Here is a 23,322-nt window from a genome sequence, read left to right on the forward strand (position 1 = left end):
ATGACTATTTATTTTTTTTGATTTTGCTTAGGAATTTGTCAAGCTGTTTTTGGCTGAGTCTGGCTGCTGAGAAGTCTGAAGGTGTATAAGCGATCGCATCAGGGGATTGACAGTGAGCAATCAAGGTTCTTAATGCTTCCATGAACCCAAAGGCCAAATGCTCAATGGTGTCTCGTTTATGAATTTTCTCGCTGTAAATCCAAGTCATTTCCAGCTTTCCTGCACGAATAAATCCGCTTACTCCTAATAGATGGCTGCGCCTATTCAGTAAACTCTGTTCAGCTTTGAATTCTTCAGCCAAACCCAATACGGCAGATGCCTGAAGCACCTGATCGAACTGGCCAAGATAGTTAAAACTTACTTGTGCTTGGGGCAAATCCTGAAATTTCGCGCGAATTGTGTCATCTTTGTGCAAATATCGCAAAATGCCATAGCCGATGCCTCGGTTGGGAATGCGCCGCAGTTGTTCTTTAACTAACTTTAAAACCTCTCCTGGATGGTCAACTTCTTCTACCTGTAAATGAATGGGGAATAAGGTGGTAAACCAGCCCACAGTCCGCGACAAATCCACATCCTCAAATAAGTTTTCTCGTCCGTGTCCCTCTAAATCAACCAGTAGAGAACGCTGTCCCGTCCATTGGGCAAAGCTTTGCATTAGGGCAGTCAACAGCACATCATTAATTTGAGTGTTGTATGCAGAGGGTACATCTTGCAATAGGGCGCGGGTGTGTTCTTCAGTTAAAGAAAGCGATACAGAATTACTTGAGGCTAAGGTGTTATTTTCTTGATCTGAAGGCTTGTACTGAGCATCGAAGTGATAGTCTACTGGCAAGGCGGTAACTTTCAAACTAGATTCACTAAGCCAGTAATTCAACTCATCTGATATCGCCTTTGATTGTGCATATTCTGTTAGGCGATCGCTCCAATATTGCCAAGAAGTTGTCTTCGATGGTAGTTTAATAGCTTCGCCACGACTGATTTGCTGATAAGCAGTAGCCAAGTCTTCGAGCAAAATCCGCCACGAAATGCCATCTACTACTAAGTGATGAATAACGATCAGTAACCGACCAGGTTGAGCATTGCCCAACTTAAACAGCACCACTCGCACTATCTCCCCAGTAGATAAATTCAAACTAGCTTGGAGTTCAGCATCCGCCGCTTTCATTGCTGTTTGTTGTTCTTCTGCTGACAGCTGCGACAAATTGATAACGCTAAATAATTCGTAATTCGTAATTCCTAATTCGTAATTAAACTGCTGCCAGTTTTCGCCTTCCTGGACAAATCGCAGACGCAAAGCATCGTGATGCAGTAACAATTTTTCCACAACTTGCTGTAATTGCTCTGGTTGCAAATCTGGCGGCACTTCCAGCAGGACTGATTGGTTAAAGTAATCAGGTTCTGACAATTTCTGCTCGAAAAACCAATGTTGAATGGGTGTCAGCGCCACTGAGCCAATTACTAAACCTTGTTCAGCTTTGACGGAGCGAGTAATTCCGGCTACGGCGGCTAACTCAGCAATGGTTTGGTACTGAAATAGCTGTTTAGGGGCAATTTGGATACCTGCTTGATTGGCTCTTGAAATTACCTGAATGCTGAGGATGGAATCTCCGCCCAATTCAAAGAAGTTATCGTGAATGCCGACTTGTTTTAATCTTAAGATTTCCGACCAAATCGCCGCTAATTTCTCTTCTGTAGGAGTTTGGGGCGTAACAAAGTTATCTACACTACGGGAGAGGTCGGGGGCTGGTAAGGCACGGTAATCTATTTTCTGGTTTGGAGTCATCGGCAGCGCCTCTAACAGCATGAACGCCGAGGGAACCATATAATTAGGCAACTTTGCTTTTAGGAAATGGCGTAGTTCATCGGTAGTCGGTTGCAACTCTTTAGGCACAAAATAAGCCACGAGTCGCTTTTGTCCAGGAATATCTTCACGAGCAACGACGACAGCTTGAAACACCTGTGGGTGTTGTCTCAGCACCGTCTCGATTTCTCCCAACTCGATGCGGAAGCCGCGAATCTTCACCTGATTGTCAACTCGACCGAGATATTCCAAGTTGCCATCTGCGCGAAATCGTGCCAAGTCCCCTGTTTTGTAGAGGCGATCAGATTCGGAATTCTTAATAAATTTTTCCGCCGTAAGTTCAGGACGTTGCCAATATCCTCTAGCTAATCCGGCTCCGCCAATGTGCAGTTCTCCGGGAACTCCTATAGGAACAGGTTGCAGATATTGATCCAGAATATAAACCTGAGCATTGCTGATGGGTCGTCCAATGCTAACAAATTTAGCTGCTGGGGTTAACCGATTTAAGGTGGTTATAACCGTTGCTTCCGTTGGCCCGTAACTATTAACTAATTGGGGTGGATGGGAGAGGTGAGCAATACTACTATGCCAGCGCTTCACTTTTTCGAGTTGAGCTTCTTCCCCACCAATAATCACCATTCTCAGACTTTCGGAAATTCGGGAATCTTCAGAGGAAAGTTCTGCTACTAACTGATGCCAGTAAGCTGTGGGAAGATCCAAAACAGTTAACTGCCATTCTCGGCAACACCGCCAAAATTCCTCGCTGGAGTGCAACATTTGCTCGGTTCGCAACACTAATGTCGCACCAACTGCAAGACAAGGTAAGATTTCTTCAACAGATGTATCAAAACAGATAGATGCAAATTGCAGAATCTTATCGCTTGCATTAATTCCATATTCATGCGTTGCAGTCATGACAAAATTTGTCAATGACTGATGCTCAATCATCACGCCTTTGGGTTTGCCTGTGGAACCAGAGGTGTAAATAATGTAGGCGAGGTTATGAAGTTGAACCTCACTAATAGGATTAGCTGTACTATTTTGAGCAATTATTTCCCAGTCTGCATCTAAACAGATCGTTTTCCCGGCATAATCTGGTAATTTGGCTTGTAATTTTGCTTGCGTCAGCAGAATGCCCAGTTGTGTATCTTCGAGAATATCAGCTAGTCGCTCTTTTGGATAAGCTGGATCGAGAGGAATGTATGCACCCCCCGCTTTGAGAATAGCGAGTAAGCCGACAATCTTATATAAGGAACACTCAACACAGATACCAACTAGAGTTTCTGGTTTGACTCCCAAACTTTGTAGATAGTGGGCTAATTGATTGGCGCGATCGCTCAATTCGCGATAAGTTAACTGTTGACCTTCTTGCTCAATAGCTACAGCATCGGGTGTTAACTCCACCTGAGCCGCAAATAAATCATGAATACACCCTTTAGCGGCATACTCCCTGTGAGTCTGATTCCAGGACTTTAGTAATTGCTGTTGCGTTGCTGTAATTAGCGGTAATTGGGAAACTCGTTGCTCTGGATTGGCGACAATTCCCTCTAGTAAAGTTTGATATTGCTCTGCCATTTGCTGGATTGTGGCAGCATCGAATAAGTCGGTGTTGTATTCCCAAATAACAGTAATTCCCTTCTCCCCACCACGTTGCGGGATCAGAACGACATCAAGATCAAACTTTGTTGATTTGTTGCTGAGGGCTACATTTGTTTTGATGTTCAAGTCTGGGAGAGTTAAGTCTGGCTGGGGAGAATCATGGAAGCTGAACATCACTTGAAACAGGGGATTATAACTTAGGTTCCGTATTGGCTTGAGAACCTCTACGACCTTATCGAAGGGTAAATCCTCATTAGCAAAGGCTTCCAGACTGACTTGGCGAACTCGACCCAGTAACTCCCGAAATGTGGGATTTCCAGACAAATCGGTGCGTAAAACCAAATTATTAACAATCATGCCAATTAATTTTTCTGTTTCGCGCATCCGCCGATTGGCAACAGCTGTCCCCACACAGAGATCGTCCTGTCCGGTGTAGCGGCGCAACATTACTAAAAAAGTTGCCAGCGTCGCCATGAATAAGGTGATTCCTTCTTGACGGCTGAGGACTCTCAAAGATTCGCATAAGCTAATGGGCAACTCTACCCTGACTTGAGCGCCGTTGTAAGTTTGTTCTACTGGGCGCGGGCGGTCATAGGGTAATTCCAGTAGAGGTGAACTGCCGGATAACTTTTGCTGCCAATAGGCTAATTGAGCTTCGGCTTCCTGGCTTTTTACCCACTCTCGCTGCCAATGGGCATAATCTGCAAACTGGAATGTTAATTCCGGTAGTGGTGAATGATTACCCAAACAAAAGGCTTGATAAAGTTCCACGAACTCATTCAAGAACACATTATTGAAAGACCAGCCATCATGAACCATGTGATGTTCAATGTGGATCAAAAGATGGTCTTGGTCGCTCAACTTCAACAATAACCATCTGACTAATGGCAGTTGATCTAAGTAGAAGGGCTTTTGCACCTCTGCGTCAAATAGGCGCTGACTTTCTGCTTCTTGCTCAGACTCAGGAAATGTCTGGAGGTCTACTACTGTTAACTTAAGTGGTGAAGCTGGGTGGATTACTTGAAATAACCGTCCATCTCTTGCCGGAAAAGTCGTGCGGAAGATTTCATGCCGTCGAACAATCTCACTGAGGCACTGTTCTAATGCTGCCACATCTAGTTTACCGGTGAATCGCAGAGTTACCTGAGCTTGATAGGCAGTACTTTCAGGAGCTACTTCTTGAATGAAATATACTCGCTCTTGAGCAAAGGAAGCAGGCAAGTATCCTTCTCGTGAAATTGGTTGCATAGCAGGACGTTGCAACTGGTGTTTGAGCTGGCTGTGCTGTTCAATCAGCCCAGCTAGACCCGCTATGGTAGGATTGGCAAAAATGTGGTGAAAAAATAATTCGACTTGGAAACTCTCGCGGATGCGGGAAAGCATTTGAGCTGCTATTAAAGAATGACCGCCCAAATTGAAAAAATTGTCATCGATTCCGATTTGCTCAAGTCCGAGTAAGTTAGTCCAGATGCTAAAGAGTGTTTCTTCAGTAAAGTTACGAGGTGCGACAAAGGTTTCTTCAAGATCCGGGCGTGTGCGATCGCAAGCTGGAAGATTTTGACGATCGACTTTACCATTGGGAGTCAGAGGTAAGGAGTCTAGGATTACAAAAACTGCTGGAACCATGTAGTTAGGCAGTTTTTCTTGGAGAAAGCGTTTGAGAATAGTGACGCTCACATCAAGTTTTTGGTTAGGGACAATATAGGCAACAAGACGCTTATCACCAGGGATGTCTTCACGGGCAATTACTACTGCTTGCTGTACATCCGGGTGTTGACTCAAAAGTGCCTCAATTTCTCCCAGTTCAATACGGAAGCCGCGAATCTTCACCTGATGATCGACTCGCCCCAAAAATTCAATGTTGCCATCTGGTAAGAAGCGGGCTAAATCCCCAGTCTTGTAGAGACGTTCCAAATTTGAGGATTGGTCTTTTTTCTCTCCCCTGCTCCCCTGCTCCCCTGCTCCTCTGCTTCTTTGGAAGCGATTAGCGATGAATCTCTCCTTAGTTAACTCTGGGCGGTTCAAATAACCTCTAGCCAAGCCATCGCCACCAATATACAATTCGCCAGGAGTACCAATAGGAACTGGTTGCTGATCTTGATCGAGAATATATATCTGAGTGTTGGCGATCGCTTTACCAATCGTCAGTTGAGTGTTGCCAGTATATTCTGCTACTGTGGCACAGACTGTTGATTCCGTTGGCCCGTAAGCATTAAAAAAGCGCCGTCCTTTTGACCATTCAGCTATCAGCTTCGGATTACAGGCTTCTCCGGCGACGATCAGGGTTTGCAAATTGGGCAATTCCGCTATTGGTAACGCTGCTAGCGCTGTGGGTGGTAGTGTTACCTGAGTTATTGATTGCTCGCGCAAAAATTGCATTAAATCTGTTCCTGGGCGCAAGGAGTCTTGAGTTCCAATGTAAAGGCTAGCTCCTGAACACAGAGCCAAGAAAATTTCCCAAACTGAAGCATCAAAGCTGAAAGAAGCAAACTGAAGAATACGGCTATTTTGCTGTACATTAAACAGCTTTATTTGTGCTTGGATTAAATTACACACACCTTGATGCTGAATCAGCACGCCTTTGGGTGTTCCTGTTGACCCTGATGTATAAATTACATAAGCTAAATTTGCTGGCGCAACTCCACTACTAGGATTCTCGTTGCTCTGCGAATGACAAGATTTCTGATCGTCCAGACAAACCAACTTCGCCCCGCTTGCAGTCAAATCTTCAACGAATTTTTCTTGAGTTAACACCACCTGCACTTGCGAATCTGAGAGCATAAAGCTTAGACGCTCTTTGGGATACGTTGGATCTAGTGGCACATAAGCTCCACCCGCCTTAAGGATGCCCAACATTCCTACAATCATTTCTAGCGATCGCTCAACGCAAATTCCTACCAATACTTCTGGTTTTACACCCAAACTTTGTAGATAATGTGCAATTTTGTTGGCTTGGTAGTTCAATTCTTGATAAGTTAATTGTTGCTCTTTGAAGACAACAGCGATACTGTCTGGGGTTTTTTCTACTTGCGCTTCAAATAGCTGATGTATACATAGATGCTGGGGATAATCTACCTTTGTATCATTCCATTCAAATAATATTTTATACCGCTCTTGTTCGGTGAAAGCAGAAGAATTATCAATAGATTGAGTAGAGTTAATTACAATTTCTTTCATGAATCAAATTAGTACCAATGTAATTCGTAATTAAATAATTCAGATTGAGCTATATTTTTAGAATTTAATCGTTTGCGGAGGTTTAAATTGACTTTCAAACATAGGCTATCATTTCTATGAACTTTAATGATGGCCTTTGAGTATTTATTCCGATAACATCGGACTCAGAGGCCATTTATATTTTTTGAGATAAATTAATTAAGTGCGAGCGCACTTAATTTAGTATTATTTTGCCAGAAATTTCAACGAATCTAATAGTGAAATTATTCCTCGACAATTTCAATCGTTTTTGGAATCTGAACATCTTCCGGATCAATAATAACCTCTGGTGGACTAAGTTCATTTTTCAGTTTGAGTTTTAGCTCTTCTGAAATCGGTAAATCTTTAATTTCTTTGAGGAGGAATCTCACGGATTCGGTCTTACTACGTTCATTATAGATAGCCTTGAGAACAGCTTCAATTCCATATCCCGCTACAGTATCGCCTACAACCGTTATCAGACCAAGCAATCCTATACCTCCAACAATGCCAAGGGGGCCTCCCAAGGCTGTGAGGGTAGCAACAATAGCAGCATTACTACCGGCTGATGTGACTGTTAAAATCACGAGAATTATACCGGGAAGACCCAGACCAGCAAGTTTTTTAACGATTTCGTCCATTGGAATTACCTAAAATCCTTTGTTGGTTCAAACATTAGTAAGAGTACGATAATGGAGTCTTTCTAAATAAAGAAACCGCTCTTAAAACCAGACTAAACTAAATAAGAGTCATTCGCGCTCAGATTAGATTAATATTTTTTATTTCCCCTAATCTGATAGTTCAATTTGCTTGGGATAGCAATCACTATTCTCCAATTCAATCGAGGCGATCGCTAATTTTTCCATTTACAGCAGAAATAGCTACTGTTCTTGGTGAGGCCAAATAATTTTTGCCCGTTGGATCGCCACTGCGTCCTTTAAAATTGCGATTGGTTGCATAAATCCCTGTTTCTTCTTTTGCCAAAACCCCAAGTCCAGAATTAATACAAGCCCCACAACCTGTCTTGAGAATCTGTGCCCCGGCTTGTTCAAAAATGTCGAGATAACCCAAGAATTGGGCTTGTTCTCTAATTTCAATGGTTGCAGGTACAATAAATAAGTTTACACCGTCTGCCAGTTGGCGACCTTTCAAAACTTCGGCTGCTTGAGCTAAATCGTAGAGTTTACCCCCAGTACAAGAGCCAATAAAAGCTTTGGTAATCGGAATTTCTTCTAGCTGACTAACGGCAATTACTTGATCTGGTTTCGGAGGACGTGCAACTTGTGGTTCCAAATCACTGAGGTCAAATTGATAAATCCTTTCGTACTCAGCATCAGCATCACCGATAATCTCTTCAAATTCTTGTAAGCTCCGGTTTTTTACATACTCACGAGTCATCTCATCAGCAACAATCAAACCACAGATTGCACCACACTCCACAGCCATATTGGCTAGAGTCAACCGTTCATCAAAAGGCAGTTGTGCCAGGATTGATCCTCTAAACTCCATTACCTTGCTGGTAGCACCAGCACAGCCGATTTTTCCTAGGATAAATAGGATAATATCTTTGGCACTGATTTTAGGTGGCAAGGTTCCAGACAACTCAAATACTATAGTTGGAGGAACACGAATCCACATATCTCCAGTGGCATAAATATTAGCCATATCGGTGGTTCCTACCCCCGTAGAAAAAGCTCCCAATGCCCCATAAGTGCAGGTGTGAGAATCAGTACCAGCAATTACCATTCCGGGCCGGACAAACCCTTTTTCGGGGAGTAAAACATGACAGATGCCTGCTGCTTCACCTGGGGAAACCATATCAAATAAGTGGCATCCTTGGACTTTGGCAAATTCAACCATCTGTTCGTACATGACATTAGCTTTGTCATCAGCACGGATGTCATTGACTTGGATAAAGTGATCGGCTACCAAAACCACCTTTTGGGAGTCCCACAACTTTGCTCCTTCTCCATAGTGTTTATAAAATGTCTTGGCCACAGGCCCGGCCACAGCATCATGGGATAATGCTAAATCGACCTGGGCAAAAACCACTTCTCCCGGCTGGACGTAGGAATTTCCAGAGGCTTTGGCCAGAAGTTTTTCTACTAAAGTCATGGATCGGGTCGAGGTTAGGCTGCGAGGAATGGTGATTTGACCTTGACGACGCAGCTGATTAAAAGACATTAACCCACCGGCTGCTGCGATCGCATCAACTACAGGATTCTCCTGTTTCTCTCCCAGAATTTCTAGAGATAGTCCAATATTGATGCTATTACGATAAAAAATTTCCGCAAATGATCGCGCCCGAATTTTTTTAATTCCGGCAGCTTGCAGGGCAATGGGGGCAACTTCTCGACTCGAACCACAACCGAAATTTTCTCCTGCTTCAATCACATCATATTTTAGTAGTTCCCCTGCTCCAATCACATGTTCTAAAGCATAGTGTTTTAAGCGATCGGGATGATCATTGGTCGCTCGATTTGCAGGAATAATATCATCGGTATTGATATCATCTCCCAGGTGCAAAACGTTATTTGCCTTACTCATGGATGAAGCACTCCTAATTGAGAATGTTGTACCACTGAAAGTTCTTCAAGCAAAAGATCAATTAAGGTTGCAGTATTGACTAAAATTTCTTCTCCTTGAGTAAACAAATCAGTTGTTCGGTATCCCTTAGCTAAAATTCGGTCTTGCGCTGCAATAATCCGTTGGGCAGCCTGCACTTCTCCCCATTGCTGAAGCATTAAAATACAAGCTCCAAGAGTGCCAAGAGGATTAGCAATTCCCTTGCCTGCAATGTCTGGGGCTGTACCATGAATCGCTTCATACAAACCAAATCCATTAGCGTTAAGACTTGCCGATCCTAACAAGCCAATTGAGCCAACTAATGCACCACCAATATCGCTGAGAATATCTCCAAACAAATTCCCCGCCAAAATTACATCAAATTGCTGTGGATTGAGAACCATTTGCATAGCTAAGTTATCTACTAGCATCGGCTCGACAACAACGCCAGGAAACTGTGTAGCTTCTTCTTGAACTAGACGAGTCCAAGGCAAATGAGGCAAAGCGTTTTCCTTGTGGGCTACGGTAAGCAATCCTCGGCGGTATTGGGCTTGCTCTAAGGCTTTGCGAGCGATCCGACGAATTTCTTCATCGTAGTAGCGCATCGTATGATAGCCATAATCTCCTCGCTCGTCTGAGCCTCTTCCAGATGGGCCAAAATAGATTCCACTTACCAGTTCTCGAACGATGAGAATATCAAGTCCTTGAATTTTCTCTGGTCGAAGGCTAGATTTATCCAGAAGACTTTTAACGCTACGGATTGGGCGAAGATTGCAAAAAAAATCGAAGTGCTTTCGGAGTTCTAAAAGTCCCCCTTGAGTAACTGCACCAAATACAATTCCATCGGCTCCATCGCATAGTTCGGCGGTGGCTTGAGGGAAGTAACTACCCAGTTGTTCAAAGGCAGTTGTACCAAGCCAGCCATAGTCTACCTGCAAGGTAAACCCTTCAATTTTAGCGATGTGTTGCAGAATTTTTAAGCAAGCTTCCACAACTTCTGGCCCAATCCCTTCCCCAGGAATGGCGACAATCCGATAAGATGGCTTACTTAAAGACCCCATTTTGCTATGACTCCAATATCTTGTTGGCTTACCCAGATTTAGGTTGTTAAAATACTACACAACTCATCGATTTCTTTACTTTTCTCTTGAATTAGTGTATTAGCTAAAATTTGTAACTGTCGCAGATTTTCTGGTTTGGCATTATCTATTGATTCGAGTTCAGTTTTTAAGAATGTTTGGAATCGATAATAAGGATTTTTCTTGCCTTTACTATTAGCCTCAAACAACCTTTCTAATTCTCCAGCTACTACTTCACTCCCACCATCAAGCACAATATTTAAGAGCGGTTTTGCCCATTGCAATAATCCCCATTTTTTAACTTCGTCATAAGAGTAAGTACTCGTCAAAGAACCAGTACCTAAGGATACTAACAAAATATCCTCTGTATTTAATACTTGTTGGTTTTCTTGTCTACTAATTTGCGCTTCTAAAATAGCTAAATTAGCGGGATTATTAGCGACTACTCCGCCATCGACTAAAGTATAGAAGCCGTTACTATTATGAGAACTTGCAACGCGATAGGGAGCAAAATAAGTTGGAGTTGCACTAGTTGCCAATGCCGCATCTGTAAGCGTAAAACCTCCGCATAACTTGCGAAACTTTTTAGATTCTGTCTGTTGTCTTTCTAGTTTGTTTGTAAAGAATATCGGGATTCGCTGCTCGATATCGTAGCTAGTTACAAAAACTTCTTTGAGATTATTTTCTAAAGGAGTATCACCAAAATATTGTCTGATAATTTCCTCTCTGCCTTCAGAAGAATATTTTGGTTGGACGAATATATCCTCTAGTTGACCGAGTACTTGTTCCCAAAATGGCTCGTAAAATATCTCTGCTCCATATTCAAGATATATTTGGACGAGATCCTCAGCACTATATTGGGCGGCTGGTAAGCTATCAACGATCTCTAAATCTAATCGGGGTTTAGTTAATCCCAGTGCTAAAATTCCGCCACTGGAAGTGCCAGAAATTAAATCGAATAAATTAAAAATCTGCTTTTGTGTCCGCTTTTCAATTTCTGCTAGTAGCAGGGCTGGGATAATGCCCCGAATACCACCGCCATCAATAGCAAGTATTTTATATTTGGGATTGGCTTTTGCATTCATAGTTTTTTGCGATCGCTCCTGAGTTGATGTTTGCGGTTGTTCTTGCTGTTGGATATCGACTGCGACTGTTTCGGATTTTTCGGCTTTTGGCTCAGTAGTTTGAATTTTTGCAGATTTTTCACTCTGTCTCTTTGTCCCTTTTTTAGCTTTTGGATTTACAGTTGTCGGTTCGATTGGGATGCCAGTTTCTACGATTGAGACAACCTCAACAGCATCTTGCTGCAATTCGGTTTCACTGGCTGCAATTACTTCGGCTGCGAGAACACCTGCAATCAAGCTCTCTTCTTGCAGCACCACAGTTTCCGTAAGGTTTCCTTCCTCAGAACTACTCGCTAGCTGATCTTGTCTCTCACTTTCGTCCGATGATTGTGTAATTCCAAATGGAATTTGTGCTAAATCCCAATTAGGTTTGCCACGTAAGTTTCCATTATGGCCATTTACAGTCTGGTCTTTTACAGTCGTTCCTTGCCCTTCGTTTAATGCCCAATAAGCGACTAATCCTTGTTCATTTCCAACTAGAGGCTGAGAGCGATGCCTCTCGATTTCCACTGGGGGACAAGGATAATTCCAAACACTAATGTTAGCTAATTGACCTGTGAAAAATACGTTGTTGTGTAAAGTCGCGCCCAGGGTAACAGAACTAGTTGCTTTGTTTAAAGAGTCACCTGTAAAATAGCCAAAATATTCATGATCATCAAGATATATACTTAACTGACCTTTGTTAAAAACAATGGCTAAGAAGTGCCATTGTCCGACAGTTAATTCTCCATTGCCAAAACTTTTAATTTTCTTCTCATTAGTCTCATCAATGAATACATCTAAATTTCCTGATTCACTGATGCCGAACTCAAAATTATCACTATATCGATCTGAAGAACGAGCGAAAAAAACATTGCGCGTTCCATAAGTAGTTGCTTTATCTGTTAGCTGATGAGGATTCACCCATCCAGAAATCGTAAAGGCTGAACTTCCTTGAGCAAAAACACCACCAAAATCGTTTTTGCCAAAATCTATGTAATCATCTTGACCATCAAATGTTATAACTGATTGGCTATATACCTGGTTTGTCACAATATTTTAATCTCCAAAATAAGATAATTCGTAATGACGTTCTTTATGAGATGCTCTTGCTAGCTTGCTTCTATATAAGAGTAAGCGGACTCGCTCTTTGTGGAACTAACGTAATTCGTAATTATTCAAGAGGCAGTCTGGCTTGAGTAACCCACGCGCAACATATTATTTTTAAACTGGGTATACCCATAACTAAAGTTTTCATTCCATTCATACTTCTTTGTTTTTGCAATAACTGTCCTCTGCCTCCTGCCTTCTTTTATAAATGCAATAAATAGATAAGTTATTTGTAAATCCTAGAAACTATAGCAAATTTTAGTAAATTTTAGTAAATTAGAATGTATTGATAACCAAATGATTTAATTTTTTCATTAATTAAACTAGCTTTTTTAAAACCAACGTGCATCAATACTTTTTCTTTAAGGGGAAAGAAAAATCTTTAACCTTTACTCTTTAACCTTGAAGACGAATCCAATTCTGATCTGAAAATGCACAAACACAGTAGTATTGCAACGTACTTAATCTAGACTCTCAAATAATCTCAGCTTTATCAAGAAAATGCAATAGCACTTAAGAGAATTTGAGTGGACAGTTAAGACGGTCTAACTGGACAGTTAAGACAGTTAAGACAATTTGAGTGGACAGTTAAGACAGTTAAGACAGTTAAGACAGCTAAAATTAAAATATTTTTAAATTTAAAGTTTAAAGAAAAAAGAATTATCAAATATAATTGACTTAAGTTTTTTATAATGTACTATTGACAGAGTACCAGAGTTAGCTTGTATTGTATTATGAGCTAACATGGGTATTTGGTGCTTATTAATAAGCAAGAATTCAAATCAGTCGAAAAGTTATAAGATCTGATTCGTAAAGAACATCTTAAGAGTACTTAACTTATTACTAGGTTTGAGTTTCAGCAAATCAATACTTTATTGCCTTAAATTCCTAAGACCCTTACTAAACAAGTACTTTACTTGAGTTTGCAAATCAGCCCTAACTATCCTTTATCCAGAAGATAGTAAATGTATATTGAGTTTTTTAAACAGACTATTGATTTATACGATGAATACTTTACTGCTATATTTTTAAATCTAGAAATATTCAATTTTTTACATAAAATATTATTTTCTATTTTTGGATTTGAATAAATCTATAGAAGCTGAATTTAAGCATAATTAAGGAGCGAAACTATGGAAATACCTGCAAATACAACTTTACCGACCCATAAAATATTAAAACAAGAAATTATTGAAAAAAATAAAGGTTATGTCTCACAGAATGCACAATTAGCAGTTGAATTAAAATCTAAGGCTTGGTCATGCGATTCCAGAGATTAAAACATTTCAAGAATTAAATATACTTGTAGATAAAGACCAGACTGGATACCTCATGCAAGCCTTCACTAAACCAATACAGAGTCGTCCAACTTTCTTTTTGGAGATTATTGAAAGAAAGGGAGCAGAAAGCTTTGGTAGTGGTAATATCAAAGCTCTTTTTGAAGCAGTTGAATCCGAACAAAGACGACGCGGAAACTTGAAAATTTAAGTGTTTTCAAAATTCAAACATTCTGTCGCCGGAGGCTGAAGGCTTCCGGCTGGGTTCGTAAATTATTTCTTGTTAAACGCTATCAGATAACAAAGCTTAAATTTGCTTTATTAAACTTGCGTCTATCTCTTGTATCGTTCTACAGCCACTTAATGCCATTGCAATACTTAACTCATCGCGTAATATTTCTAGGACTTGCCTAACACCAGTTTCTCCAGCAACAGATAATCCCCACAATACAGGACGGCCAACCAAGACAGCTTTTGCACCTAATGCTAGAGCTTTCAAAACATCAGTACCCCGCCGAAAATCACTATCTACTAGCACATCTACACGATCGCCAACCGCAGCCACAACATCACTTAAAGCGTCGATTGTGGCGATCGCACCATCTAGTTGCCGACCTCCATGATTAGATACAATCACTCCTTGGACTCCATATTCTACAGCCCGCACTGCATCATCTGGGCGTAAAATGCCTTTAACCACCAGAGGTAGATTAGTTTGCGATCGCAGCCAATCAATATCTTTCCAAGTTAATGCTGGATCGAATTGTTGAGCAACATAGGCAAATACCCCTGATTCTCCAACTGTTTCGGGAATTTTGCGTCCAGATAAATTTGCTAATTCCAACCCAGATGGCAAAGTAAAGTTATTTTGCCGATCCCTTTCTCTGCGTCCCAGCACAGGTACGTCTACTGTCAGGCATAAGGCATTGAAACCAGCAGCTTCCGCTCTTTGAATCAAATCGCGCGTTAAAGAGCGATCGCGATGAATATATAGTTGAAACCACAAATGTTGAAAATTTTCACTTTTAACTGTAATAGCCACCTCCTCTAAACTTTTGGTTGACATGGTGCTAAGAACCATACCTGCACCGAATGCAGATGCAGCCCTAACAGTTGCTAGTTCCCCTTCCGCATCTGCTAAACACTGAAATGCCATAGGTGCAATCAATATTGGGGCGTTGCATAAATGCGGGATGAATCAGTTAAATACAGGTATTTCTCTATACCTTAAATAGTGAAGTAATAATCGAATTGAGTATTTAAGCATATCTACTGACTTGGAGTAACATAATGTTTTTCGATGTAGTCGTGCTAAATAATGCCTTAACCTTGTATTTTCACCCTCTAGCCTAGTCATATAGGTTTTACTGACAATATGGTCTCCTGACTCTATAAAACAGGGATAAACTTTCCACCCATCTGTAACATAGAAGTAACATTGCCAACAGGAAACAATGTCCTGGTTAATGCCGCAATCAAACAAAAAAGCCATATTCTTGGTCGTGTGCCAGCCCACGTTAAGTTCGAGGTCGTTGAAACTTTTGATGATGGTTCTTATAAGTCATGGATCGCCAAAGAAAGCTATGCTTTGTCTCCCCTCCCTGCAAGCGGGGAGGGGTTGGGGGTGGGGTGCAATGACTGTGGGAATCATAACTATTTATCCAGACATCCTCTTATTAACTGATAACAATTTTTCTACAAAATCATATACCAAATACCGTTATTGTTTTGATGTACAATACGGTATCTTTCTTCCACAAATTCTAACATTTTTGGAAAACTTTCTTTGATGATAGGCTGCTGAATATAATCAATAAAGATATAAGGAGGCTTTGATGAATCTAACTGCTCTAGAAGTTTTGTCCATTGCTCAGGTAGAAAATATTCAAGTGCCCATCCACGTAATGATATTGCCTGAGTACGATTAGAGAAGTAGTAAATACATGGATCGCCAGCTACATATATCTCACCCGGAAGACTTCCTGGTTGGGAGATAAAATCAGCCTCCAAACGAAGAGATGGATATATTTCTCTAAAAACACTTTGATATTGAAATCGTGTATCTTCAGTTAAAGCAAAGTTATGCTCGGCGAGAATCGCGCTTTTTTTGATAAAAGCGTGCGATAAAGGTAAGAAAAATAAAAAGATCAGCAAAATTGTAGTCAGTCGGGAACTCAATTTATTTAAAGACTCCCATAAAACATCTAATCCTTTGGTTGCTAAAATACCAATAGGTACAAATAATAATAAATAATGGTACTCCCAAAATGCCCCACGTTGTAGAAGAATAACACCCCAACCAAAAATACACCAAACAACAAGTAACAAAGTCAATATATTTTTAGACTTCCGCAATGATACGTCAACTGCAACAGTAGCCGCTAAAAGTAGAGGATAAAAACCATTTAAGAACCATTTCATTCCTGAAAAAAACTTAATTGGCTCAAATTTTGAATTCGCAATAATCTTAGGTGGATATAAAAAGAAGGTCTGATACAAAATTGGTAAACTATTAAAATAGGCAAAATAGCTAACAACACATAGAAGAGGAAATAAAATCCCTAGAAAAATTGGCCAAAACATTTCTAGAAAAATTTTTGAAATATTCTGTCGATTTAGGAGCACAGTATATATCAAGAGTGTTAGCCAAAATGAAAGTAATATTAGCAAAAACATTAATTTAAATATGAGGACAATTCCCCCAATCAAGCCTGAGAGTGAAAGGAGAAAAAATCTTTGCTTTCCTTTATATTTAAAAGATTGATGAGTTAGCCAAAGACAAATGAATAGAGGAAAACCAACCAGTGCCTCCACTTGAGTAAGATGCCAAGGTTCTGAAACTGTATAATAAACGCCAACCGTTAATAGAGGTACTAGACTTGCGATTCTCTGATGCCGAAAATAGCTTTTGAGACTCAGTAACAATACTATAGAAAAAAATACCATGTAAATAAGTTCAAAGAGATGGATGCCAATCTCATTAAAACCAAATAAAGTTCCAGCCAAAAAGTAAAAGTAAAAAATCCCCGGTTGTTTGACATCCCAAAAATCACGATAGAGTACCTTTCCTTGTTGCATCTCCAAAGCACCGAGCCTAAAAAATGCTTGATCCCCGTCAAATGGAAAAGGTAAATGTATAAGACCAATAATGACAATCCCAATTAAAACTAGTAAGTCAATTTTATTAAATTTAGTAAGATTAATCATCAAACAATATAATCAAAACTTAAACGGCTATCCAACACTGATTAATATCCTAACAGGGTAAAGAGCAAGACAATTTAGTAATATCAACTTAAAGTTTAAAGTTTCTGCGATCGCGTCAGCGCTAACTTGTTAATTTGTTAATAATTAGCTTAATTACCAACAGATATTTAAGTTAAGTGGGTGTGAATAAAATAAAGTATATTAAGTAATGTAAAAATAATAGAAATTAGCTCGTAGTGAAGGCTAAAGCAGGGAAAGCTTCACAAATAGCTCTTAAATTAAGGCTATATCTGCTTAATACAAACCTTTAATTATTAACGCCGTTCTACTTTTTACAACAGAAAACAGTTCTTGCTGGAGGTACAGAAGTTATGAATAAAAACTTTCCTTCTCTACAAGAAGCTACTTCGGCTTCGCTCAGTACAAGTGCGCTAACGACAAGTTCAGGAACCATACTTGTAGGTGTCAACTAACATACAAATTCATCTCATGCTGAGATGAATTGCTGTTTTAGCTAAATACTGGCAAAAAGAGAAGACACACTCATCGGCACTGATACTGCATATAAGCAGCAACAAAACGGCGAGAAAAGCAGCATCGGTATCCAGAACATTAAAAAAGCTATTATAGGAATCCGGTTTGATTACTGAAATCACTTGGCTTAGTAGGCAATAGGGAATAGGGAATAGGCAATAGGGAATAGGGAATAGGCACTCTTGCAAGAGGATTTCAGAAGATTAAGGTATACTGGATTTTTTTCAAAAATCAAATATGAGTCCTATATCACTACTGGTGAGAACAAGGACAAGATTACGGGTTCTGCAAACAGCTTGGAAACAAATACCCTAGCCTACGGTATCTTCAATGACGCGATCGCTGATACTGGTAATGGCCATGACAATGTTTCTCTTAAAATATGAACGAGTTAGTTACTGCAATTACTACAGGGGCAATTACGTTCATTGCCACTAACATTGATGATATTGTTATTCTATTATTGTTTTTTTCGCAAATAAACTCTAATTTTCGCCCCCAGCATATAGTTACTGGTCAATTTCTAGGTTTTACAGTTCTGTTAATCTTTAGTCTTTCTGGTTTATTTGGTGGGTTAGTTTTATCAAAAAACTGGATTGGATTACTCGGTTTATTACCAATGTCCATAGGTATTAGTAGCTTGGTGAATCGGCAAGAAGATTCATCAAAAGAAGTTGTAGCTACCACAGAAAAAGCTGAAGCATCAACAATTACTAGTTTTTTTCCTCCGCAAGTTTATAGTGTGGCAGCCGTTACAATTGCCAATGGTAGCGATAATATTAGTGTCTACGTGCCTTTATTTGCTAGCTGCAACTTAGAGAATTTTTTGGTAATTATCGGATTATTTTTTCTCTTGTTAGGAGTTTGGTGCTACGTCGCATACAAATTAACTAATAACAAAGTTATCGCTGATGTATTGACTCGCTATGTTAATAATATTGTGCCTTTTGTTCTTATCGGATTAGGCGCTTTTATTGTATTAAAAAGTGAAGCTTTAAGTCCAATAAAGCTAGCTGCTAGTGGTGTCTGTTTGGTGATTTTAGTGAGAAATAATGAAAGTGGTGATGAAATTGGCGAAAATTCTAGTAGATAACTAAGCCAATTTGAGATTTTGGATCTAAATTAAAATCTCAAATCCAAAATCTCAAATCGGTATATGGCATCAAACTTTACTTAACCACTCATTCTCCTCTGGGTCTTTGAATAGTGAGGTACTGAGGTAGCGTTCGCCGAAGCTAGGCTGGATCATGACGATTAGGCGACCTGCATTTTCTGGTCGTTGTGCCACTTGAATAGCAGCGTATAAAGCAGCGCCAGTAGAAATCCCCGATAGCAATCCTTCTTCTTTTGCGAGGCGACGGCTATAAGCGATCGCCTCCTCATCCGCTACCTGAATCACTTCATCCACCACTTCTGGACGGTAAATTGCTGGGACAAATCCCGCGCCGATACCCTGAATCTTGTGAGGCCCTGATTTACCACCTGCTAATACCGGACTGCTGCTTGGTTCAACTGCGATCGTTTGAAAACTCGGCTTCCGTTTTTTAATAACTTCTCCAACTCCCGTAATCGTCCCACCAGTACCCACTCCCGCCACCAGAATATCTACCTCTCCATCAGTATCATTCCAAATTTCTTCGGCTGTGGTTTCGGCGTGAACTTTTGGGTTAGCAGGGTTACGGAACTGCTGCAACATATAAGCATTGGGCGTTTGAGCTAAAATTTGCTCTGCACGACCAATCGCTCCTCGCATCCCTTCTACCCCTGGCGTTAACTCTAATTGAGCGCCATAAGCTTTGAGCATAGATCGTCTTTCGTGGCTCATTGTGTCAGGCATCGTTAGAATGAGATGGTAGCCCTTAGCGGCCGCCACCATCGCCAGCGCAATTCCTGTATTTCCAGAAGTCGGCTCTACTAAAACAGTTTTTCCGGGGTGAATCAAGCCTGCTTCTTCTGCCGCTTCCACCATACTCGCGCCAATCCGGTCTTTTACAGAAGATGCTGGATTCATGCTTTCTAGCTTCACCACAATCCGAGCAACCGCTCCTGAAGCTTGGGGAATCTTGTTTAATTGAACTAAAGGAGTTCGACCGATTAACTCTGTGATATCTTTCGCTATCCGCATGGGGGTACTCCGTCGTGTCTAAATATAATACATTGGACTCTGCTGGGCGCGAGTTTCTCTTTCGTCGCACAAGTTTTGGAGTGTATAACGACCCAAAACTTCAATTGAAGCAGCGTTAGCTTGCTCCCAAACTTCATAAACCAGAGTCTTTTCCAGAGTCGGAGAGTCAGAGGTATCTTTCTCTTTCCGCTCACCTTCTACCAAAGTGACAATTTCAAGTATTGTAATCTGCCAAGGTTCACGAACTAAAACAAAACCTCCTTTAGAGCCGCGTTGACTCTGCACCACACCAGCACGCCGGAGGTTGGTCAAAATTTGTTCCAGATAGCGCTCAGGTATGGGTTGCTTGGCAGTGATCTCGCTCATGGTTAAAGGAAGTTTTTTTCCGTGGTGGCTTGCCAGCTCTAAGAGTGCCAGCAATGCGTATTCCACTTTGGAAGACAGATCCAAGAGAGCGTAGTTTTGGCTATTCAAGACTGTACTCAATATACTACGGTGATTTGAGGGACTTATCGCAGTTTATGCGAAATTAATTTTTTTCAATTGTGGAATGTGATAGCATCCCACTTATTACCCACAAAAACACTATACTCTATCGACTTACCGTAGATTATTAACTTAGACAATTCCCATAAATAACTTGAATCTTTTTGTGGGAATCATCCTGAGTTTCTGTTTTCAGAGCCTCACCTACCAACAAAATTTCAACAGAGTATGCTACTAACTGATTTGCGAACCATTTTTGAGCGTGACCCAGCAGCCCGTAGCTGGCTAGAAGTATTGTTCTGTTACCCTGGACTTCAGGCGCTAATATGCCATCGATTGGCACACTGGCTGTATAAAATTGGCATTCCCTTCATACCAAGATTCATCTCTAATATTAGTAGGTTTTTAACCGGAATTGAAATCCATCCTGGGGCATTAATTGGCCAGGGAGTGTTTATTGACCACGGTATGGGAGTAGTGATTGGTGAGACTGCGATCGTGGGGGATTATGCTCTGATTTATCAAGGTGTCACCCTTGGCGGCACTGGGAAAGAAAGCGGTAAACGCCATCCAACTTTAGGCTCTCATGTAGTTGTGGGAGCGGGTGCGAAAGTATTGGGAAATATTCAAATTGGCGATCGCGTCCGTATTGGAGCCGGTTCTGTGGTGCTGCGAGATGTCCCCAGTAACACTACTGTAGTGGGGATTCCAGGGCGCGTGACTCGTCAGAACAACTCATCTACCAATGTTCTGGATCATGATAAAGTCCGCGACGTAGAAGCTGAAGTAATCCGCGCTTTATTTGAACGTGTCAAGTCTCTGGAGAAACAGTTCGAGGAGTTAGAACAATCAAGTTTGCCCCCAACTGAACTTGGTGACGAACCAACCAGCAAACCTAAGAGCAAAAATTCTGATGGGATGATTGAAGATTTTCTGGATGGTGCAGGAATTTAATTTTGGGAATGAGGCACTTGTACTGAGCGTAGTCGAAGTATTGGGCATTGGGCATGGGGAAAGGGAAAGGGAAAGGGAAAGGGGTAAGGGGAAAAGGGTAAGGGGAAAAGGGGAAAGATTAAATTTATTCCTTTTCCCTTTAACCTGGTTGGTGAGCTTGCCGAACCATAACCTTTTCCCCTACTCCCCCTGCTCCCTCATCTCCTTCTTTAAAATGCCCAGATGCTCTTAGAACCTGATATAAATATAATACTACGGTTAGTTTATCGGAGAATAGCTTTATATAATATGGTGTCTTTGTACACAAGCTTATCTAGCTCAAGCAGTAATAATACTAAGCAGCTTTTTGCCCGTAGGTCATTTCTGCCAGAGCATCATAACGGCCTTTGGAAGATTGAAACGGGTTTTGTCAGGACTTTTACCTATCTGGAAGATGGTACAACCGTCGCTCTAGGATTGTGGGGCCCTGGCGATGTCGTTGGTAGAACTTTGTCAAAATTAGAACCTTATCAGATGGAATGTCTAACTAAAGTCGAGGCGACAGTCTTACCTCTAGAAGAGTGGACTGAACTAACGGAAACTCTACTTACCCATATCCAACAGGCTCAAGAATTGATGGTTATTCGTAGCCATAAAAAAGTGGATACTATGCTCATCAAGCTGTTGGCATGGTTATCCAAAAAGTTTGGTTCGGAAGTTGAGAAGGGACGTTTAATAGATATGCGTCTGACTCATGAAGACCTGGCAGAAATGCTCGGTTCGACTCGTGTGACTATCACTCGTGTTCTTGGGCAGTTTGAACAAGAGGGCTTGATTAATCGTCTCTCCTTACATCGAATTGTCCTAAAAGAAGAAGAAATTTGGTACTACGAAATTTAAATTACAGCAGATTTCAAGAAAAGTGAGATACACAAGTTTGCGTCTGTTACCCAGGTATAACACCAATTCACAATGGGCTTCGCCCCGCTACGCTAACGCAATTCGCAATAACGCTCCTACGTCGCTAACACTATGAAAAAACTTACATCTAGCAAAGCTTTCAGGGTTTAAATCTGTTTCATTCTTTTAGTGAATTGGTATAAAACGTGTTTTACTTCTGAGTTCTGAATTCTGAATTCTGAATTCTCCTGTATTTCAGTAAAACCAGCTATCACCGTCAGCATTCGGCTTGCCCACAATTCTAAGATTCAGGGATTCTAGGTAAGCTAAACCGCTAGAAATTTGTGGCACTGTTCCCCGTAGTTCAATGTCAAAGCATCCTTCGCCATCTGTATTTGGTTGTAGCATAGCCTTGGTAATATTAACTACCAAGCCGTAAGCAGAAATTAACTGCGAAATCACGGGCGCTTGCAGATAGCTTATGGGAATATGTATCCGCAGACGAATCTGAGTGACTTGGCTTTTTTCATAAACTGAAGAAACCAGTGATAATCTGGTTTGAGAATTGGTTTTTTGGTTATTTAGTGCTGCCATTGGATAGTGATGATTTTATTAATTAGACAAATCCAGCCAAATCGGTAGCCCCAGTTTTTCTAAATAACTTAGGCTAGAGTAAAGTTGCTTTGTTCTCCCCCACAAATCCAAGTCAAACCAGCCGTCATCTTCCGTATCGGGTTGAAGTACTGCACTGGTAATATTGACTGTTAATCCATAACGAGAAACTAATTCAGAAATCACTGGTTCTTCGTAATAAGATTTTAAGACGCACAGTTGCAAGCGCAATCGATTGGTTTGACCCAGAGAAATCCATTGCTGGAATTGTTCTTGCCATTGATTTGTCAGCCATGTAGAGTCTTTGAGATTCAGTTTACTAGCTGGTTTTGGGAAAGGTAGAGAGTGCTGGTTGGGTTGAATTTGGTTAGCGATCGCTAGTTGCAGCAAATTCACTCCCAATCCTTGCAAGTAAGATAAGCTATTTGTCAGTTTTTGGGGATTTCCTGAAAGTTCCAAATCAAACCACCCATCGCTGTCACTATCTGATGTCAAGGATGCAGCTTTGATATTGACAGTTAAACCATAACGAGACACCAGCCGAGAAATTACAGGTTGCCTGTTATACCGTTGAGGTACGAGAATTCGACTGTGAACTGAAGCGGATTCTACAGATTTACTCTGAGACATCAGATTAATTCCCCATCGCGATGGTTTTGGGGCAAAGGGAAAAGGTTAAAGGGGAAAAAACCTTGCCCTTACAACTCAGCTGTGTCTGGTTCAGGACTTACGCAACTGTCACAAGCAATGGCGCGGTGTAGCCGCGCCGCGCGCCAAGCAACTACACGATAAACAT

Annotated in this window: 15 protein-coding genes and 2 pseudogenes; 5 read left to right on the forward strand and 12 right to left on the reverse strand. The window is 41.0% G+C overall.

Annotated elements, in window-relative coordinates:
- Window positions 1-4: 4 nt before the first annotated feature.
- From RMX98_RS29185 to RMX98_RS29205, 5 genes are all read right to left on the reverse strand, one after another.
- Window positions 5-6,577, reverse strand: coding sequence for a non-ribosomal peptide synthetase (locus RMX98_RS29185; protein ID WP_322679548.1), 6,573 nt, complete (start codon window positions 6,575-6,577; stop codon window positions 5-7).
- Window positions 6,578-6,840: 263 nt separating this feature from the next.
- Window positions 6,841-7,236, reverse strand: a complete 396-nt coding sequence (locus RMX98_RS29190) for a hypothetical protein (RefSeq protein ID WP_322679547.1) — start codon at window positions 7,234-7,236, stop codon at window positions 6,841-6,843.
- Between the two features lie 196 nt (window positions 7,237-7,432).
- Complete coding sequence (locus RMX98_RS29195; protein ID WP_322679546.1) at window positions 7,433-9,142, reverse strand: aconitase/3-isopropylmalate dehydratase large subunit family protein; 1,710 nt, start codon at window positions 9,140-9,142, stop codon at window positions 7,433-7,435.
- Window positions 9,139-10,221: a 3-isopropylmalate dehydrogenase gene (locus tag RMX98_RS29200; protein ID WP_322679545.1), complete on the reverse strand. Its 1,083-nt coding sequence runs from the start codon at window positions 10,219-10,221 to the stop codon at window positions 9,139-9,141. Before RMX98_RS29200 ends, RMX98_RS29195 begins: the two co-directional genes overlap by 4 nt.
- A 38-nt stretch (window positions 10,222-10,259) precedes the next feature.
- Complete coding sequence (locus RMX98_RS29205) at window positions 10,260-12,395, reverse strand: patatin-like phospholipase family protein (protein ID WP_322679544.1); 2,136 nt, start codon at window positions 12,393-12,395, stop codon at window positions 10,260-10,262.
- 1,190 nt (window positions 12,396-13,585) lie between these two features.
- Here RMX98_RS29205 and RMX98_RS29210 point away from each other — a divergent pair.
- Both RMX98_RS29210 and RMX98_RS29215 read left to right on the forward strand, forming a co-directional pair.
- Window positions 13,586-13,732 carry a hypothetical protein gene (locus RMX98_RS29210; protein ID WP_322679543.1) on the forward strand — a complete coding sequence of 49 codons (147 nt, stop codon included), beginning with the start codon at window positions 13,586-13,588 and terminating at the stop codon, window positions 13,730-13,732.
- 52 nt (window positions 13,733-13,784) lie between these two features.
- Window positions 13,785-13,940 (forward strand): hypothetical protein, encoded by a 156-nt coding sequence (locus RMX98_RS29215; RefSeq protein WP_409881028.1) that lies wholly within the window; start codon window positions 13,785-13,787, stop codon window positions 13,938-13,940.
- A gap of 96 nt (window positions 13,941-14,036) precedes the next feature.
- Here the strand turns inward: RMX98_RS29215 and RMX98_RS29220 are convergent.
- The 3 genes and pseudogenes from RMX98_RS29220 to RMX98_RS29230 all read right to left on the reverse strand — a co-directional run.
- Window positions 14,037-14,903, reverse strand: a pseudogene (locus RMX98_RS29220) (alpha-hydroxy acid oxidase); the annotation flags it as partial.
- Between the two features lie 24 nt (window positions 14,904-14,927).
- Window positions 14,928-15,182: pseudogene (locus RMX98_RS29225) on the reverse strand (IS1 family transposase); the annotation flags it as partial.
- A 242-nt stretch (window positions 15,183-15,424) separates the two neighbouring features.
- Window positions 15,425-16,936: a hypothetical protein gene (locus RMX98_RS29230; RefSeq protein WP_322679542.1), complete on the reverse strand. Its 1,512-nt coding sequence runs from the start codon at window positions 16,934-16,936 to the stop codon at window positions 15,425-15,427.
- A 916-nt stretch (window positions 16,937-17,852) separates the two neighbouring features.
- Here RMX98_RS29230 and RMX98_RS29235 point away from each other — a divergent pair.
- Window positions 17,853-18,563: a cadmium resistance transporter gene (locus RMX98_RS29235; RefSeq protein ID WP_322679541.1), complete on the forward strand. Its 711-nt coding sequence runs from the start codon at window positions 17,853-17,855 to the stop codon at window positions 18,561-18,563.
- Between the two features lie 69 nt (window positions 18,564-18,632).
- Here RMX98_RS29235 and cysK read toward each other — a convergent pair whose 3' ends face one another.
- Complete coding sequence (gene cysK / locus RMX98_RS29240) at window positions 18,633-19,595, reverse strand: cysteine synthase A (RefSeq protein WP_322679540.1); 963 nt, start codon at window positions 19,593-19,595, stop codon at window positions 18,633-18,635.
- Between the two features lie 18 nt (window positions 19,596-19,613).
- Entirely contained in the window at window positions 19,614-20,081 is a 468-nt protein-coding gene (locus RMX98_RS29245; RefSeq protein ID WP_179063874.1) for an RrF2 family transcriptional regulator, read from the reverse strand.
- A 228-nt stretch (window positions 20,082-20,309) separates the two neighbouring features.
- On the opposite strand from RMX98_RS29245, the gene cysE reads away from it, so the two are divergent.
- A complete protein-coding gene (cysE, locus tag RMX98_RS29250; RefSeq protein ID WP_322679539.1) occupies window positions 20,310-21,035 on the forward strand; it encodes a serine O-acetyltransferase in 726 nt (241 codons plus the stop codon).
- A gap of 288 nt (window positions 21,036-21,323) precedes the next feature.
- Window positions 21,324-21,914 (forward strand): Crp/Fnr family transcriptional regulator, encoded by a 591-nt coding sequence (locus RMX98_RS29255; protein WP_322679538.1) that lies wholly within the window; start codon window positions 21,324-21,326, stop codon window positions 21,912-21,914.
- A 255-nt stretch (window positions 21,915-22,169) separates the two neighbouring features.
- On the opposite strand, the gene RMX98_RS29260 is transcribed toward RMX98_RS29255, so the two are convergent.
- Both RMX98_RS29260 and RMX98_RS29265 read right to left on the reverse strand, forming a co-directional pair.
- Window positions 22,170-22,508, reverse strand: a complete 339-nt coding sequence (locus RMX98_RS29260; RefSeq protein ID WP_322679537.1) for an NIL domain-containing protein — start codon at window positions 22,506-22,508, stop codon at window positions 22,170-22,172.
- A gap of 18 nt (window positions 22,509-22,526) precedes the next feature.
- Window positions 22,527-23,156: an NIL domain-containing protein gene (locus RMX98_RS29265; protein ID WP_322679536.1), complete on the reverse strand. Its 630-nt coding sequence runs from the start codon at window positions 23,154-23,156 to the stop codon at window positions 22,527-22,529.
- Between the last annotated feature and the right edge of the window lie 166 nt (window positions 23,157-23,322).

The organism is Nostoc sp. DedQUE02 (genome assembly GCF_034531035.1).
Lineage (GTDB): Bacteria > Cyanobacteriota > Cyanobacteriia > Cyanobacteriales > Nostocaceae > Nostoc.